Raw genomic sequence first — 15932 nt, forward strand, 5'->3', positions numbered from 1 at the left:
ATGTGAAAAATGTGCTTGAAGCCAGACAGGCTGGCGTGAACCGAAGAAAACGAAGCTTCAGGGATTATGCGAAATACGGCTACCGCATCCTGCTCGGCGCGCTGTTCAGACGGAAGGTCGACCAATGCGGCAAGCTGCTGCGGGTAGCCGGCGGCGTGACCGTCTCGAAGGCGAAGCATGCCAGGCTCATCATCGGCGACAACGTCCTGCTGTTCAAGGACACCGGCTTTTACTTGGATTCCGGCGAAGCGGTCATCGAGATCGGCGACCATACCTTCATCAACCGGAGATCCGAGATCATCTGCAAGAAGCACGTGAAAATCGGCAGCCATTGCGCGATTTCATGGGACGTCGCCATCATGGACACCGACATTCACCGCATCGAGGGCTCGGCGGACACGAAGCCGACCGTCATCGGGGACCATGTGTGGATCGGCAACAAGGCGATCATCCTCAAAGGCGTTACGATCGGCGAAGGCGCCGTCGTGGCGGCCGGTTCGGTCGTGTCGAAGGACGTGGCGCCTTATACGCTCGTCGCCGGCGTTCCGGCGAAGCTGGTCAGGGAAGACGTCAGATGGCATGTATGACGGGATGATTCCCGAAAGAGAGAAGCAATGCCTAGTGGAAAAGGAGACGGATTGATGAAAACCGCACAGTTCGCTCATCCGATGGATGAGCTCAAGCACCGGCTTCGGCACATTTTGACCGTGATCCCGTCCGGTTCCAGCATTTATTACCTCGATTACCCGGTGCACGGGAACGGCGGGGATCTGCTCATCATGAAAGGAACCGAGGCGTTCTTCAAGGATAACGGCATCCGCGTCCAGGCGCGGTACAGCGTATTGGACTTCCCGGACGGGCTGGCCATTCCGAAGGATCATATCATCGTGCTGCACGGCGGCGGGAATTTCGGCGACTTGTATCCGGCGCATCAGAAGCTGCGCGAGAAGATCGTGGCCGACTATCCGAAGCACCGCGTGGTGATGCTGCCGCAGACGATCTTCTACAAGAGCGATGCCGAATTCGATCGCACGGCCGCGGTCTTCAACCGGCACTCGGACCTGCATCTGTACGTCCGCGACACGCTGTCGCAGGAGATGGCGAAGGTCAAGTTCAAGACCTGCAACGTCTACCTGTCCCCGGACATGGCGCATCAGCTGTGGCCGATCCGCAGCAAGAACCAGCCCGGCAAGGAGCTGCTCTGTTTCCTCCGCACCGATATCGAGAAGACGGCGGAGCAGGAACGGCTCGAAGCGTCGGGCCAAGGCGAGTATTTGGACTGGGGGACGCTGTTCAACGGCGTCGAGCACAAATCGATCCGCGTCTTCAACAAGATCCTCCGGAAGGGCAGCGGCAAATTGCCTCTCAGCATGTTCTGGGGGAAATACACCGATTATCTCGTGAACAAGGCGGTCAGCCGGTTCAGCAACTATAAGACCGTGCAGACGTCGAGGCTTCACGGCCATATCCTCTCTTGTCTGATGGATAAGCCGAATATCCTGCTCGATAACTCGTACGGCAAGAACGCCAGTTACTACCGCACATGGACCGGAGGCATTACGTCAGCGTCACTAATGGCGGATCCGTCGGGAAAATAGAATGGAGGAATCGTATGAAAATCGTACTTCTTTCGGGTGGCTCGGGAAAAAGGCTGTGGCCGTTGTCGAACGACTCCCGTTCGAAACAGTTTCTGAAAATCCTCAAAAACGGCGACGGCGGGTTGGAATCGATGATTCAGCGGGTATGGGGACAGCTTGAGGATGCGGACTTGCGGCAGCATGCGTACGTGGCGACCAGCAAGCCCCAGGTCGAAATGATCTACAGCCAATTGGGCAGCGAAATCAACATGATCGTGGAACCGGAGCGCAGGGACACGTTCCCGGCCATCGCGCTCGCGGCGACGTACCTGTATTCGATCGAGGGCGTGAATCTGGGGGAGACGATCGTCGTCATGCCGGTCGATCCTTACGTGGAAACCTCGTTCTTCCATGCGCTGAAGCAGCTGGAGCAGGTGCTCGACAACTCCGACGCGGATCTGGCGCTCATGGGCGTCAAGCCGACGTATCCGTCGGAGAAGTACGGCTACATCATTCCCAAAGAAGAAAGCGACGATCAGCCGTTCCTCGGCGTGCAAAGCTTCCGCGAGAAGCCCCGCAAGGAAGAAGCGGAAGACATGATACGGCAGGACGCACTTTGGAACTGCGGCGTGTTCGCCTTCAAGCTGGACTTCATCATCAACATCCTGATCGCGAGCGAGCTGCCGATTCAGTACGAAGAAATGCTGAAGCGGTACGCCAAGCTTCCGAAGATCAGCTTCGACTACGAAGTGGTGGAGCGGGCGAACCGGGTCGCGGCCGTCCGTTACGACGGGCCTTGGAAGGATCTCGGCACCTGGAACACGCTGACCGAAGAGATCGAGACGCGCTTGATCGGCAAAGGCATCATCACGGATGACGCGACGAATACGCATGTCATCAACGAATTGGATATTCCGATCACGCTGATGGGCCTCACCGACGTCATCGTGGCGGCGAGCCCGGACGGCATTCTCGTCTCGGATAAAGCGTCGAGCCCGATGATCAAGGAAGTCATGAAGCATTCCGACCAGCGTCCGATGTACGAGGAGAGACGCTGGGGCCGCTACCGCGTGCTGGACTTCATCAAGTACCCGGACGGCAGGGAAGTGCTGACGAAGCGGATCTTCATCTCCGCCGGCAAGAATTTGAGCTATCAGTACCATAGCCTCCGCGACGAAGTGTGGACGGTCATCTCGGGATCCGGGGAAATGGTGTTCAACGAACACCGGTTCACGATATCGGAAGGCCAGGTGCTCACGATTCCGCGGGAATACAAGCACAGCCTCCGGGCGGAGACGGATATCGAAATCATCGAGGTCCAAACCGGCTCGCAGCTGATCGAAGAGGATATCGTCAGGCTCGAGCACGAGTGGAGCGAAATCGTTCAACTGTGCAAGGTGTAGGAATCGAACAAACGCTTGGTTAAGGCTTACGATGCTGCGTTTTGCAAGCAAAACGCTTGGCTTATGCTTACGATGCTGCGTTTTCTCCGAAAACGCTTAGCTTATGCTTACGATGCTGCGTTTTCTCCGAAAACGCTTAGCTTATGCTTACGATGCTGCGTTTTGCAAGCAAAACGCTTAGGAGTGAACTTATGAATATCACAGTCATCGGCACAGGTTATGTCGGGCTCGTGTCGGGGATCTGCTATGCGGAGCTCGGCCATCACGTCGTCTGCGTCGACAAGGACTTGTCCAAAGTCGAGATCTTGCGCAACGGGGGCATCCCGATCTACGAACCCGGCCTACAGGAGCTGTCGGCCAAAAATACGGCCGCAGGCAGACTGAGCTTCACGGGCGACCTGCGGCAGGCGGTCGGACAGGCGGATATCGTCATCATCGCGGTCGGCACGCCGTCCCTGCCGAACGGAGAGGCGAATCTCTCCTACATCGACCAGGCGGCCGTCGAAATCGCGCAAGCGATGAACGGGTACAAGATCATCGCGGTGAAAAGCACCGTCCCGGTCGGCACGAACGAACGGGTCGCCAATCTGATCCGGAGCTGGACGAGCGAGCGGTTCGACAGCATCTCGCTGCCGGAATTCCTCCGGGAAGGCTCGGCCGTCCAGGACACGCTTCATCCCGACCGGATCGTGATCGGCGCCGATTCGCAAGAGGCGGCCGATACGATGGCCGAGCTGCACAAGCCGTTGACGGACCAGATCGTCGTGACGGACATCCGCAGCGCGGAGATGCTGAAGTACGCGTCCAACGCTTTTCTGGCCACGAAAATCTCGTTCATCAACGAGATCGCGAACATCTGCGAGAAGGTCGGCGCCGACGTCACCCGCGTCGCGGAAGGCATGGGTTACGACAAACGGATCGGGCACGCGTTCCTGAAGGCCGGCATCGGCTACGGCGGATCCTGCTTCCCGAAGGACACGAGGGCGCTTATCCAGATCGCGGGGAACGTGGATTACGAATTCAAGCTGCTCCGCGCGGTCGTCGAAGTGAACCAGGATCAGCGGATGAGCGTCATCCGCAAGCTGGAAACGATCTTCGACGGGGAGCTGTCGGGGAAAACGATTGCCGTCTGGGGCTTGGCGTTCAAGCCGAATACAGACGACGTCCGGGAATCGCCGGCCGTGGAGATCATTCAATATCTGGTGCGGAGCGGCGCCCGCGTGAAGGCGTACGATCCGATCGCCATGCAAAATTTCAAAACCATGCACGGCGACAACGGCGTGATGTGGTGCGACGACGCGCTCGAGGCGGCGACCGGCGCGGATGCGCTTTGCCTGCTGACGGAGTGGGAAGAATTCGTCCGCGTGGATCTCGGCCAGCTGCAATCGCTGCTGCGCAAGCCGATCTTGATCGACGGCCGGAACGTGTTCAAGGAGGAGGACCTGGCAGATACGGCATTCATTTATTTCTCCATCGGGCGTCCTCGTCTTAACCAAGGGATCAAGGAGGAAATGTCAGCCCTGAACGGCTAGCAGGTCCAAAAGGAGACACAACGTGAACAAGAAATTAGCGGGCCTGCTTGCATTCGGCGTGCTGGCGCTGATTCCTGCGCCGGTGTTGGGAGATGCCGTCCCTCCCTCTTATGAAATCGAAGTCGATGCCCTTGAAAATTGGAACCAGGTGTTTCAGCATTCGGGCACGCTCAAGCTGCAAAACTTGCCCGGCGATGTCCTGGACCCGTCGCGCGTGAAGCCGAGCGGCGTTCCCGGCGAGAATCTGGTCTACCGGACGCCGGACAAGAACTACTTGCGTTCGTTCTCGATCTACGGGTACTACGCGGCCGGCCGCAATTACGACCATCCGATGATCGCGATATCCGGCGACGGCAAGACGTACAAGACGATCACGCCGGATATCCATGAGAGCGGCGGGAATACCGTCGTGTACGAATCGCGGGGGCTGCCGGCCGGCACGAAGTATCTGAAGATCACGTACCCGGGCCTCGGCATCAACCAAGCGCCGTCGATCGGGAAGGTCGTGCTGAACGGTCCTTCGATGGTCGATGCCAGCGTGCCGTCGGGCACGGTGCCTTACGGCCGCATGGTGATGCTGATCAGGGGAGAAGAAGGCGAGACGGTCTATTATACGACCGACGGGACCGATCCCCGGGTGTCGCTGACGCGCAAGCATTACAGCAATCCGATTCCGGTGCTCGGCAAGCTGCTGCTGAAGACGACCGCCGTGAATCACTCGAGCTCGGGCAAGTCGGCGGCGAGCATGGTATCCACTTATCAGTACGCGCCGGCCGCCACGGATGCGGCGCCTGCCGGCATGGTCGATCCGCTCGACGATTTCAAGCTTGTCGACAGCCGTTCCAACCTGTATATCGCCAAGGACGATCCCGGCTACTTCGACAATGACGGAAGCCGGATCTCGCGATCCGCGATGGGACCGGGTTATGTCGTGTACCATACGGATTACGATATCCATACCTTCACGGTATACAGCAGCTTCTTCACCGGCGTTCCGGTCGAAAACCACCGTTTCTTCGCCTCGACGGACGGCAAGCGGTACACGGAAATATCCGCGGAAGCGAGCACGGCCGGTTATGCGGAGAGCAATTGGCAGCCGTACGCGTTCGAGGGATCATCCTTGCCGGCGAAGACGCGATATCTGAAAATCATGCTGGTCGGATCGGCCAATTCCTGGTCGCCGCAGGTGTCCAAGGTCGTGCTCAACCGGAACACGGCTTCGGTGAAGCTGGTTTCCTCGGAGAAGGACGCGAAGGTCAAGGCGACCCTGTCGACGGACACGCAGGGCGCGCGCATCTATTACCGGTTGAACAAAGGGGCGGATTTCCTGCCGTACAGTACGCCGCTGGAGCTGTCGGGCTACAACGTCCTGGAAACGTATTCGGTCAAGGACGGCCTGCTGCCGAGCCCGATCGGCAAATTCACGGTGAACGCAAGCAGCGATATCCTGGTCGACAAGTACGGCCAGATGAAGAACGCGAACTTCGCCGGGAAGGTGAAGAGCGACGCGGAGCTGGCCGCCGACGCCCAGGAAGACGCCGATTATTACGGCAGCCTCACGCCGCCGACCGATCGGGACGGCTACGGCGGACTCGCCGGCAGCGCGGAGAAGAACGGCTTGAAGCAGACGGGCTATTTCGCGGTGCAGCAGCTCGGCGACCGCAAAGTCCTGACGACGCCGGAAGGAAATCTCTACTTCAGCCTGGCGGTAAACGGGGTCACGGCCAACGAGACGTACACGATGGTCAAGGGACGGGAGCAGAAATTCGAATTCATTCCTCCGTACGAGGGCGATTACAAGCGCGCTTTCGTCGGCGGGAAGGACAATTTCTCCTTCTACATGGCCAACGTATTCCGGAAGACCGGGGTGTTCCCGACCGAGCATGCCGTCTACTCGCAAGCGATCGCGCGGCTGCAAGACTGGGGCTTTAACGGCATCGGCAACTATTCGACCGAGAAGTACGGCGAAGAGGGCAAGTTCCCTTACGTGCGGATGCTTCCGCTCAGCAGCATGAGCTTCGCCAAGCTCGACGGCATCTCGATCTTCGACATCTTCGCGCCGAACGCCGAGGCCAAGATCGACGGTGCGTTCGACAAAGCGCTGACGCCGCACAAGGACGACAAGATGCTGATCGGCTACTTCATCGACAACGAATACGATTTCCATAAATTTTATTCCAACGTGCCGAAGCTGAAGGCGAGCTCCGCCGCCATCAAAGGGAAATTGGTCGAACGGCTGAGAGACGAATACCGGACGATCGAGGCGTTCAACGCCGCGTGGAAAACGAAGTTCCGTTCGTTCGACGAGATGAACGAAGCCGAGCTGCCGATCATTACGTCGGCGTCCTGGCGCGACATGGACGATTTCTTCGCCTATTACCTGGATACGTTTTTCGAGACCGTCTCGCGGCTGTACCGCAAGTACGACCCCAACCACCTGCTGCTCGGGGACCGTTGGATCACGACGGCCTTCCATAACGAGAAGTTTCGGGATCCGCTGGCGAAAACGGAAGGGAAATACGTGGACGTCATCAGCATCAACTATTATTCGTACAAGATCGAGGCCGACCTCCTGCAGGATGTATACGAGACGTCCGGCGGCACGCCGATCCTGCTGAGCGAATTCGGTTACGGCACGGGGGAGCAGGGGCTGAATCCGCTGCTTCCGAACTCGGCGTCGAATCAATTCCAGCGCGGGATGCGCTACCGGAACTACGTGGAGGGCGTCGCGACGCTGCCTTATATCGTCGGCGCGCATCTGTTCAATTACGTGGATCAAGCCGGTCTCGGCCGCTATTGGCAGGGCGAATGGGGAGAGCATTACAACTCCGGGCTCGTCAACGTGGCGGATCGTCCGTACAAAGACTATCTGCAGGGCATCATGGACACGAATTACGACATTTACAAAGTGATGCTCGGGGAGCGCGCGAAGTTCTACTACGATTTTAGCAAAGGGTGAAGGGTGCTTTGGTCGATTCGAACGGCAACAATCTGGTCTTCTTGCTCTGCACGCCGAGAAGCGGCAGCTCATTGGCAACGGTGATGCTCCAAAATCACAGCAAAATGTTCGCCACGCAGGAAATGTGGTTTTTGATGAGCCTGGTCGATCTGCTCGCGCCGCAGCGCAGGGCGTACGGCGGAACGGGCATCATCAACCAATTTTACAATGGCGTCCTGCCGCATGAAACCTTCGAGGACGCATGCAGGGCATTTGCGCTTCAGGTGTACAACGGCTTGCTGCAAAGCAGCGAAGGCGCGGAGCTGGTCATCGACAAGTCTCCCCGGTACTACTATCTGCTGGAATTCCTGGACGCGCTGTTTCCCGAATCCAAGCGGATCTGGCTCATCCGGAACCCGCTCGCGGTGCTCTCCTCGTACAAGAAGGTGGACAAGCACAGGGGCGGCAACGGCTTCGATCTGGCGGAGGGCTTGCGGAATCCGGCCTTCGACATGAAGATCGCCGATCTCACCGTCGGGTTGTTCCGGTACTTCGACTACTTCTCGACGGACAGCCCCTATGCGCATCGGCTGCATTACGAGAAATTGGTGGCCGATCCCAAGACGCAGCTGGCGGAAGTGTGCCGGTTCCTCGGCCGCGACTACGAGGCGGGCATGGAGACGTATGGCAACGCGATGAACACCTCCAAGTCGGATCTGTATTTCAGCATGGGGGTTGGCGATCCGTTCGTGGCGAACCATACGGCGCCCAATCAGGATTCCGTCGCCATCTGGAAAGAGGTGCTCGACAAGCGGGAGATCGAGCTGTACGTCCGGGTGCTCGGGGCGCGGATCTTCCACGACCTCGGCTATGCCGAACAGCTGGAAGAGGCGGAGAAGCTGACGGGCGTGCGCTTCGGCATGGAGCCGGACGAAGAGCTGCTCGCGCTTCGCGCCAAGCAGCTGACGGACGCGGCGGGGCGCGGATGGGAGGAGGGCTATACGATGACCTCCAAGCCGGCCCCGGGAAGAAGGTTGTTCTTGCCGGGACGCGGCGAGCCGGTCGCGGAAAGCCGGCTTCAACCGGACACGCTGCAGCTGCAGATCACCATCCGGGCGCTCGAGAAGCGGCTGGAGATGGGGGCCATGGAGCAACGGCAGTTAAAATCGCGGCTCGATACGATGAACCGCAAGATCAATCGGCTGAAATCGCTCATTCCCTTCGGCAGCCGGCTCTCGTCCTTGGCCTCGTCCTACTTGACCAACGGCGGAGGCAAGAAATGAGCGCGATTGCCGGACTGCTCCGGTTCGACGGGCAGCATGCCGGCTTCGAGGACGGTCAAGCGATGATGGACGCGATGCAGGCATACGCCGCGGACGACGTGCAGAGCTGGACGGACGGCCCGGTCTTCCTCGGCTGCCGCGCGATGTGGATCACGCCGGAGTCCGTCGGCGAACGGATGCCCTACTGCGATCCGGAGCACGGGCTCGCGATCGCCGCGGACGCGATCATCGACAACCGCGCGGAATTATTCGAGCTGCTGCAGGTTCATTCGCCGCTGCGCAAGCGGATGACCGACAGCGAGCTGATCCTGCTCGCTTACCGCAAATGGGGGCGAGAAGCGCCGGAGCGTCTGGTCGGCGATTTCGCCTTCGTCATCTGGGACGAGAAGCAGCGGCTGTTGTTCGGCGCCAGGGACCTGCTCGGGTACCGTAGTCTGTATTACCATCGCGATGACCGGCGATTTGCCTTCGGCACGACGATGGCGCCCTTGTTCGCGCTGCCGGACGTGACGAAGGAGCTGTACGAGACATGGCTCGCGGAGTTCATGGCCATCCCGGAGATGTACGAAGCCACGGACGTCGGATCGACGCCGTACCGGCACATCCATCAAGTGCCGCCGGCGCATACGTTCATCGTCTCGGAGGGGAAGATGTCGCTGTCCGGTTACGGATCGCTCGAGCCGAAGGAGATGCTGCGGCTGAAGTCGGACGGCGAGTACGAGGAAGCGTTCCGGGACGTATTCGAGGAAGCGGTGAAGTCGAGACTCCGGACGCACCGCCATGTGGCGGCGACGCTCAGCGGCGGCCTGGATTCGGGCGCGGTCGCCAGCTTCGCGGCCCGTGCGCTGCGAGGCGAAGGGAAGTCGCTGCATACGTACAGCTACGTCCCGACGAGCGACTTCGCCGATTGGACGCCGAAGAGCGCGACCGCCGACGAGACCCGGTACATCCAAGCGACGGTCCGCCACGCGGGGAACATCACGGACCGTTACCTGGACTTCGAGGGGATCAGCCCGATGTCGCAAGTGGACGATTGGCTGGACATCCTGGAGACGCCTTATAAGTTCTTCGAGAACTCCTTCTGGCTGAAGGGAATGTACGAGCAGGCCGGCGGGCAGGGAGCGGGCGTGCTGCTGACCGGAGCGCGCGGGAATTTCACGATCTCGTGGGGACCGGCGGTCTACTATTACGCGCTGCTTCTCCGGAAGATGAAGTGGCTGCAGTTCATGCGGGAGCTCCGGCTGTACAGCGCCAACAAAGGCATCCCCGGCTCGCGGCTGCTCTCCGTCATCTGCAAGGAAGCATTCCCCATGCTGGCGAAGCATGCGGCCCCGGACGCCGGGAGCGAGATTCCGGGCATGCTCATCCATCCCGATTTCGCCAAGCGTACCGACGTGTTCGCCAAGCTGCAGGAAAGCCGGCTCGGCGCGAACGGCTCCGCGATCACCGACCCGCTGGAGCTGCGGAAGGACAAGCTGCAAAGCTTGGCGGTCGGCAACAAGAACGGCTCGTCGGCCACGAAGCTGTCCCTGCGCTACGGCGCGTGGGAGCGCGACCCGACCTGCGATCCCAGGGTCGTGCGGTTCTGTTTCTCGGTGCCGGTGGAGCAGTACGTGCGCAACGGCCTGGACCGGGCGCTGATCCGGCGGGCGACGAAGCATTATTTGCCCGACGAGGTCAGGCTGAACCAGCGCGTGCGGGGCATTCAGGGCGCGGATTGGGTGCACCGCATCATCCCGGCGTGGCGATCGCTGGAGAACGAGCTGCACCGGCTTTGCGCCGATCCCGTCGCGTCGAATTATCTCCACGTCGGCCGGATCAAGGAAGCCCTCTCGCGGCTCGGCGGGGAACCCCGTCCGGAGCAGGCGTTCCATCCGGAGATGCGGATGCTGATGCGCAGCCTGATCATTTACCGGTTCCTGAAGCGGATGGCGTAAGGCGCGCGAAACACTTGAAGGGAGGTGAAAACACATGGAAAACCAAGCGAAAAAAGAATGGTCGGCTCCTGCTTTGGAGGCGCTGAACGTAAGCGAAACGATGTACGGCAAAGGCAATACGGTGATCGACTTCATCACGACAGACGACATGGACATCTACAACCCGAGCTAGGTTCGCGTTAAAGCTCGCTTTGATTCATGTGTCCTTATACAATCCGTTTCCGGATTGTATAAGGCACCTTCTTTTTTTATACGGACGAAAGGGGCGAAGCGAATTGATATCTGCCGTACGGCAAACGATTTACAAGGCCTTCGGCTTACGGATAGCGAGCGACATCCCGCTGCCCGAACTGCCCTTATCCGTTTCGTCGGAGAACGGCGCGGACGCGGACGTCGCCATCGCGACGGGCAGTCCGGACGGCTTGCTCGAAGTACTGAAGAACGCGGGCAGCAATTTTGCGCGCATCGAGAACCGGTTTCTGTTTTTGATCCCGGATACGGCTTTCTATTGCATCGAGGACGGCCGCAAGATCACGGTTTGCCCGCTTGCGGGAGCGGATCCGGAGAAAGTGCGCGTGTACTTGCTGGGTACCTGCATGGGCGCGTTGTTGATGATCCGGGGCGTGCTGCCGCTGCATGGAAGCGCGGTCGAGATCGACGGCAAAGCATATGCGTTCCTGGGCGACTCCGGCGCGGGGAAATCGACCTTGGCGGCCGCGTTCGTCAGCGGAGGCTATCGACTCGTAAGCGACGACGTCATTGCGGTTACGCAAGCGAACGACGGGACGGCGGTCGTTGCGCCCGCTTATCCCCAGCAGAAGCTGTGGCAGGAAAGCCTCGATCGGCTCGGCATGAACCGGAACGACGGGAATTATCGCCCGGTTTATCGGGAAACGACCAAATACGCCGTTCCGGTGGCCGCGCGATTTTGCGAGAAGCCGGTTCCGCTCGCGGGCGCGTTCGAGCTGCTCCGATCAAGCGGGGGCGAGATCAGCGTCGTCCGGCTGCCGAATCTCGAGCGGCTGCGCGTCATGATGGTCCACACGTACCGGAACAGGCTCATCCATCGGCTCGGCTTGGAGACGTGGCACTTCAAGACGGCGGCGGGCTTTGCCGAACGGATGGACATGCACCAGCTCGGCAGGCCGCCGGAAGTCTTCACGGTCAATAGCTTGGCAGCCGCGATCATCCACATCATAAGAGAAGGGGTAGATAACAAATGACGAAAACCATCCACGGCGGGCAAAAGGTCGTTCAATCGGCAGGAAGCGTCGTCAGCGACATGAACGGGGAGAAGGTCATGTTCTCCGTGAATTCCGGGAAATACTTCAACCTTGGCGCGGTCGGAGGCCGAGTATGGGAGCTGATCGCCTCGCCGATTCCGGTAAGCAGCCTGGTCGACGAGCTGGTCTCCGAATACGACGTCGATCGCTCGGCTTGCGAGGAACAGGTCGCCGCCTTCCTGAAGAACCTGCAGGAGGAAGCGCTGATCGAGGTTCGGAACGGTGAAGGGTAAGCTGTCGAAGTTTCTGTCGCTGCCGGGGGAGAAGAAGCGTCTCATGCTGGAAGCGCTTATTTACCTAGGCGTGGCGCGCATGATGAAGGCGATGCCGTTCTCCCGGATCGCGCCTTCCCTGGGGAGGCGCATGCTGGAAACGCCGTTCGAGCGCGAGCCGGCCGACGAGCACGCGATCCGTCGGGTAACCCAGGCGGTCCGGATCATGAGCCGCCATACGTTCTGGGAAAGCCAGTGCCTGGTCAGGGCGATCGCCGCCAAAAAAATGCTGGAGCGCCGGCAGATCGGCAGCACGCTGTATTTGGGAACGGCAAGGGACCCGGCAGGAAAGCTGGTCGCTCACGCTTGGCTGCGGAGCGGTCCGTTCTACGTGACCGGAGCCGAGGAGATGGGGATGTTCACGATGGTCGCCGCTTTCGGGACCGTGAAACGCACGGAGAGGATGGAAGGTGCTGATTATGGATAACGATTGTACGCTTGATTTAAGCGCATTTCCGGAGGAGCTGCACATCATGTTGGCGTTCATGCGGACGGACGCCGTTACGCCAGCGGGGCAATCGGTTCACCCATCGCTGCCGAACATCGATTGGAATCAATTCGTGAAGCTGGCCCGGCATCATCGGGTCTATCCGAAGCTGTATGCCGATCAGAAAGCCGGCGAATTGATTCCTGCCGATGTTCTGCAAGTCCTTCAATCCGATTTCATGCAAAATATGTTTCAAATGCTGCGCTTGAGCGGGGAAATGGAACGGGTATGCAAGTCGCTTCGGGAGAGCGGGATCCCCCCGCTGGTCTTGAAAGGGCCGGTGCTGGCCAAGGATCTGTACGGGGATCTCTCGCTCCGGACGTCCAAGGACCTGGACATTCTCATTCCGACGGGCGAGGTCGAGCATGCCGAGAAGCTGCTGCTGGCGCTCGGCTACGAGAGCGATTCGAACGTTCCGCGCGTGTTCAACTGGAAGTGGAAGACGCATCATATCTCCTTCACGCATCCGCAGACGAGAATCCAGGTGGAAATTCATTGGCGGCTCAATTCCGACATGGGGAAGGAACCGCCGTTCGAGGAACTCTGGGCGCGGAGAAGGCGCAGCCCGCTTTCGCGCGAGGAGATCTATCTGCTCGGCAGCGAAGACCTCTTCATGTATCTCGTGTCGCACGGCGCCCGCCACGGCTGGTTTCGGCTCCGCTGGCTGGCGGATATCGACCGGATGATGCGCCGCAGCCTGGACTACGGCATGCTTATTCCGCTGATGCGCCGCTACGAATGCCTGCATCTGGGCGGCCAAGCGCTGATGCTCGTATCCAGCCTGTTCAATACCCCGGTTCCTCAGGAGGCAAAGCAGATGCTCGCGGGCGGGCATGCGCGTGAGCTGGCGGAACGTTCGCTCTATTTCATCCGGGACATCGTTTCGTTCACGCCCGGGCCGGGCTACAAAGAATTGGAAAAAACGTACAAGCGTTATTTATTCGCCCTGAAGACGAACCGGCAAAAGTCGGTGTACATGATCAGCCAGCTATACCCGAGCTTTCGGGATACGGAGGCGCTGCCGCTTCCGAAATCGCTGCACTTTCTGTATTTTCCTTTGCGGCCGTTCGTGTGGTTATGGCGGCAGATGAAGCAGGGTGCCTAGAGGGCCGCGCCCGCTAAAGTCGCGGTTTCTCCCGGACGACCCCGTTAAAATTGCGTTAATATTCGAAATATTATAAGTAAGATGTCGACGGCACTTTCGCCGGCGGACATGATGGCGCGATGCCGCTCGGCTGATGACAAGATGCACCGGAGGATAAGATGAGCGCAATTGCAGGCATTCTATGTTTCGACGATGAGTCTGTGCCGATAGAGGATACGAAGAGTCTTATGCATGCTTTGCAAATATACCCGGCCGACGACATTCGGACCTGGCAAGAAGGATCTGTATTTCTGGGATGCCATGCTCAGTGGATTACCCCGGAATCGGTTCATGAGCGTTTGCCTTATTACGACAGGTTCAGCCGGCTGGCCATCACCGCGGACGCGATTTTGGACAACCGGGAAGAATTGTTTTCCCGGCTGCAGGTCGCTGCCGAGCGGCGGAAGGCGATGACGGACAGCGAGCTGATCGTATTGGCGTACCGGAAATGGGAGAAGGATGCTCCGCGCTATTTAATCGGCGATTACGCCTTCGTCCTGTGGGACGAAAAGAAAAGCCGGCTGTTCGGAGCCCGCGATTTATTGGGGAGCCGCACGCTGTATTACAGCCGGCATGAGCGGCAGTTCGCCTTTTGCACGGCGATTAATCCGTTGTTCGAGCTCTCAGGCGTCAAGAAGGCGCTGAACGAGTCCTGGTTTGCGGAATTTCTGGCGATTCCCATTATTCTCGATTCCATCGACGTGAGCGGCACGGTCTACCGCGGTATCAGGCAAATCCCTCCGGGACATTGGCTTGCCATCGAGGACGGTAAGCTGGCGCTGGGGCAGTACGATGCGCTGGAAGCGCCGCGAAAGCGTCTGGAGCTGAAAACAAACGGCGAATACGTGGAAGCGTTCCGCGACGTATTTCAAGAAGCCGTCGCCTCGAAGCTTCGGACATTCCGGAAGGTTGGCGCAAGCTTAAGCGGAGGACTGGACTCCGGCGCGGTCGCCGGCTTTGCCGCGAATCCCTTGCTTAAGGAAGGGAAGTCCCTTCATGCCTACAGTTACGTTCCCGCGCCTGATTTCGTGGATTGGACCTCGCGAAGGATGGTTGCCGACGAACGTCCTTACATTCAGGCCGCGATCAGGCATGTAGGCAATATCGCATACAATGGCCTTGATTTTCAGGGACGGCATTCATATGGGGAAATCGACGATTTGATCGGGCTGCTGGAAGCGCCTTATAAATTCTTCGAGAATTCGTTCTGGATTAAAGGAATTCTTGAACGGGCGCAGCAGGACGGGATAGGGGTGCTTTTGACCGGGGCGAGGGGGAATTATTCCATTTCCTGGGGGCCGGCCATGGATTACTACGCCAGGCTGTTAAAGAAGCTGCGCTGGGTGCATTTATTCCGCGAGCTCAAACAGTACGGCAGACGAATGAACATCGGCAGATCCAGGCTGCTGCCCGCTATTGGCAAACAAGCCTTTCCCTATGCGACCCGATCCTTCTATTCCCGGAGGTCGAAGAACGATGCTCCGCATCTCATCCATCCGGATTTTGCGGCAAACACGAATGTTTTCGATAAGCTCGCCCGTCACGACGTCGGCTTGGAGAGCTTCCCCTTCGACGAGTTCGAGGCGAGAGACTATCAATTCGGCAATTTGGCCGCTTCTAACCATCAAGGCACATCCGTGACCAAGTTTTCGTTGCGTTACGGCGTATGGGAAAGGGACCCGACCGCGGACCCGAGAGTCGTTCGTTTTTGCTTGTCCGTGCCGATCGAGCAGTACGTTCAAGACGGAATGGACCGCTCGCTCGTCCGAAGGGCGACCGAAACGTATTTGCCCGATGAGATACGGTTGAACCAGCGTATTCGCGGCGTGCAAGGGGCGGACTGGATACATCGCATGATCCCGTCATGGCGCTTCTTTACCGAAGACGTGCGGAAGCTTTGCCGGGATCCCGTCGCCTCCCATTACTTGAACGTGGATCAGATCAAGACATCGCTTGCGAAAATCGGCCATGCCCCCAAGCCCGAGTACGCTTACGACCCGGATGCGCGGTTGTTGATGCGGGCATTGATCGCATGGCGGTTTCTGCGGCAATTCTCCTAACGCTACTTTATTAAGG

Annotated in this window: 13 protein-coding genes; all 13 read left to right on the forward strand. The window is 59.1% G+C overall.

Going from position 1 to position 15932, the window contains the following annotated elements; translation table 11 throughout:
* Positions 1–2: 2 nt before the first annotated feature.
* The gene (locus tag GT019_RS32505) at positions 3–587 is read left to right on the forward strand and encodes an acyltransferase (protein WP_328804007.1); all 585 of its coding nucleotides are present in this window, start codon (positions 3–5) and stop codon (positions 585–587) included.
* Between the two features lie 54 nt (positions 588–641).
* On the forward strand, positions 642–1598 hold the full coding sequence (locus GT019_RS20935; RefSeq protein ID WP_161745145.1) for a polysaccharide pyruvyl transferase family protein: 957 nt from the start codon (positions 642–644) through the stop codon (positions 1596–1598).
* Between the two features lie 14 nt (positions 1599–1612).
* Positions 1613–2980 (forward strand): sugar phosphate nucleotidyltransferase, encoded by a 1368-nt coding sequence (locus GT019_RS20940; RefSeq protein ID WP_161745146.1) that lies wholly within the window; start codon positions 1613–1615, stop codon positions 2978–2980.
* 191 nt (positions 2981–3171) lie between these two features.
* Complete coding sequence (locus GT019_RS20945; RefSeq protein WP_161745147.1) at positions 3172–4512, forward strand: UDP-glucose dehydrogenase family protein; 1341 nt, start codon at positions 3172–3174, stop codon at positions 4510–4512.
* Positions 4513–4534: 22 nt separating this feature from the next.
* A complete protein-coding gene (locus GT019_RS20950) occupies positions 4535–7471 on the forward strand; it encodes a chitobiase/beta-hexosaminidase C-terminal domain-containing protein (RefSeq protein WP_161745148.1) in 2937 nt (978 codons plus the stop codon).
* A gap of 8 nt (positions 7472–7479) precedes the next feature.
* Positions 7480–8733, forward strand: a complete 1254-nt coding sequence (locus GT019_RS20955) for a sulfotransferase family protein (RefSeq protein WP_161745149.1) — start codon at positions 7480–7482, stop codon at positions 8731–8733.
* Positions 8730–10670: an asparagine synthase-related protein gene (locus GT019_RS20960; protein ID WP_161745150.1), complete on the forward strand. Its 1941-nt coding sequence runs from the start codon at positions 8730–8732 to the stop codon at positions 10668–10670. The genes GT019_RS20955 and GT019_RS20960 overlap by 4 nt, the downstream gene beginning before the upstream one ends.
* Positions 10671–10704: 34 nt before the next feature.
* On the forward strand, positions 10705–10842 hold the full coding sequence (locus tag GT019_RS20965; RefSeq protein WP_161745151.1) for a paeninodin family lasso peptide: 138 nt from the start codon (positions 10705–10707) through the stop codon (positions 10840–10842).
* A gap of 103 nt (positions 10843–10945) precedes the next feature.
* Positions 10946–11893, forward strand: coding sequence for an HPr kinase/phosphorylase (locus tag GT019_RS20970; protein ID WP_161745152.1), 948 nt, complete (start codon positions 10946–10948; stop codon positions 11891–11893).
* Complete coding sequence (locus tag GT019_RS20975; RefSeq protein ID WP_161745153.1) at positions 11890–12186, forward strand: lasso peptide biosynthesis PqqD family chaperone; 297 nt, start codon at positions 11890–11892, stop codon at positions 12184–12186. The genes GT019_RS20970 and GT019_RS20975 overlap by 4 nt, the downstream gene beginning before the upstream one ends.
* Positions 12187–12229: 43 nt before the next feature.
* The gene (locus GT019_RS20980; RefSeq protein ID WP_161745275.1) at positions 12230–12652 is read left to right on the forward strand and encodes a lasso peptide biosynthesis B2 protein; all 423 of its coding nucleotides are present in this window, start codon (positions 12230–12232) and stop codon (positions 12650–12652) included.
* Positions 12653–12698: 46 nt separating this feature from the next.
* A complete protein-coding gene (locus GT019_RS20985) occupies positions 12699–13817 on the forward strand; it encodes a nucleotidyltransferase domain-containing protein (RefSeq protein ID WP_161745154.1) in 1119 nt (372 codons plus the stop codon).
* Positions 13818–13975: 158 nt separating this feature from the next.
* The gene (locus GT019_RS20990; RefSeq protein ID WP_161745155.1) at positions 13976–15916 is read left to right on the forward strand and encodes an asparagine synthetase B family protein; all 1941 of its coding nucleotides are present in this window, start codon (positions 13976–13978) and stop codon (positions 15914–15916) included.
* The last annotated feature ends 16 nt before the right edge of the window (positions 15917–15932 follow it).

This window comes from Paenibacillus glycinis, assembly GCF_009909185.1.
Taxonomy (GTDB): Bacteria; Bacillota; Bacilli; order Paenibacillales; family Paenibacillaceae; genus Paenibacillus_Z; species Paenibacillus_Z glycinis.

Excerpts from the sequence above, each read along its gene's own strand:
- GT019_RS20940 (WP_161745146.1), top strand. The coding sequence starts at position 1,613 with ATGAAAATCGTACTTCTTTCGGGTGGCTCGGGAAAAAGGCTGTGGCCG.
- GT019_RS20985 (WP_161745154.1), top strand. The coding sequence starts at position 12,699 with ATGTTGGCGTTCATGCGGACGGACGCCGTTACGCCAGCGGGGCAATCG.
- GT019_RS20975 (WP_161745153.1), top strand. The coding sequence starts at position 11,890 with ATGACGAAAACCATCCACGGCGGGCAAAAGGTCGTTCAATCGGCAGGA.
- GT019_RS20980 (WP_161745275.1), top strand. The coding sequence starts at position 12,230 with ATGCTGGAAGCGCTTATTTACCTAGGCGTGGCGCGCATGATGAAGGCG.
- GT019_RS20965 (WP_161745151.1), top strand. The coding sequence starts at position 10,705 with ATGGAAAACCAAGCGAAAAAAGAATGGTCGGCTCCTGCTTTGGAGGCG.
- GT019_RS20990 (WP_161745155.1), top strand. The coding sequence starts at position 13,976 with ATGAGCGCAATTGCAGGCATTCTATGTTTCGACGATGAGTCTGTGCCG.
- GT019_RS20935 (WP_161745145.1), top strand. The coding sequence starts at position 642 with ATGAAAACCGCACAGTTCGCTCATCCGATGGATGAGCTCAAGCACCGG.
- GT019_RS20960 (WP_161745150.1), top strand. The coding sequence starts at position 8,730 with ATGAGCGCGATTGCCGGACTGCTCCGGTTCGACGGGCAGCATGCCGGC.
- GT019_RS20945 (WP_161745147.1), top strand. The coding sequence starts at position 3,172 with ATGAATATCACAGTCATCGGCACAGGTTATGTCGGGCTCGTGTCGGGG.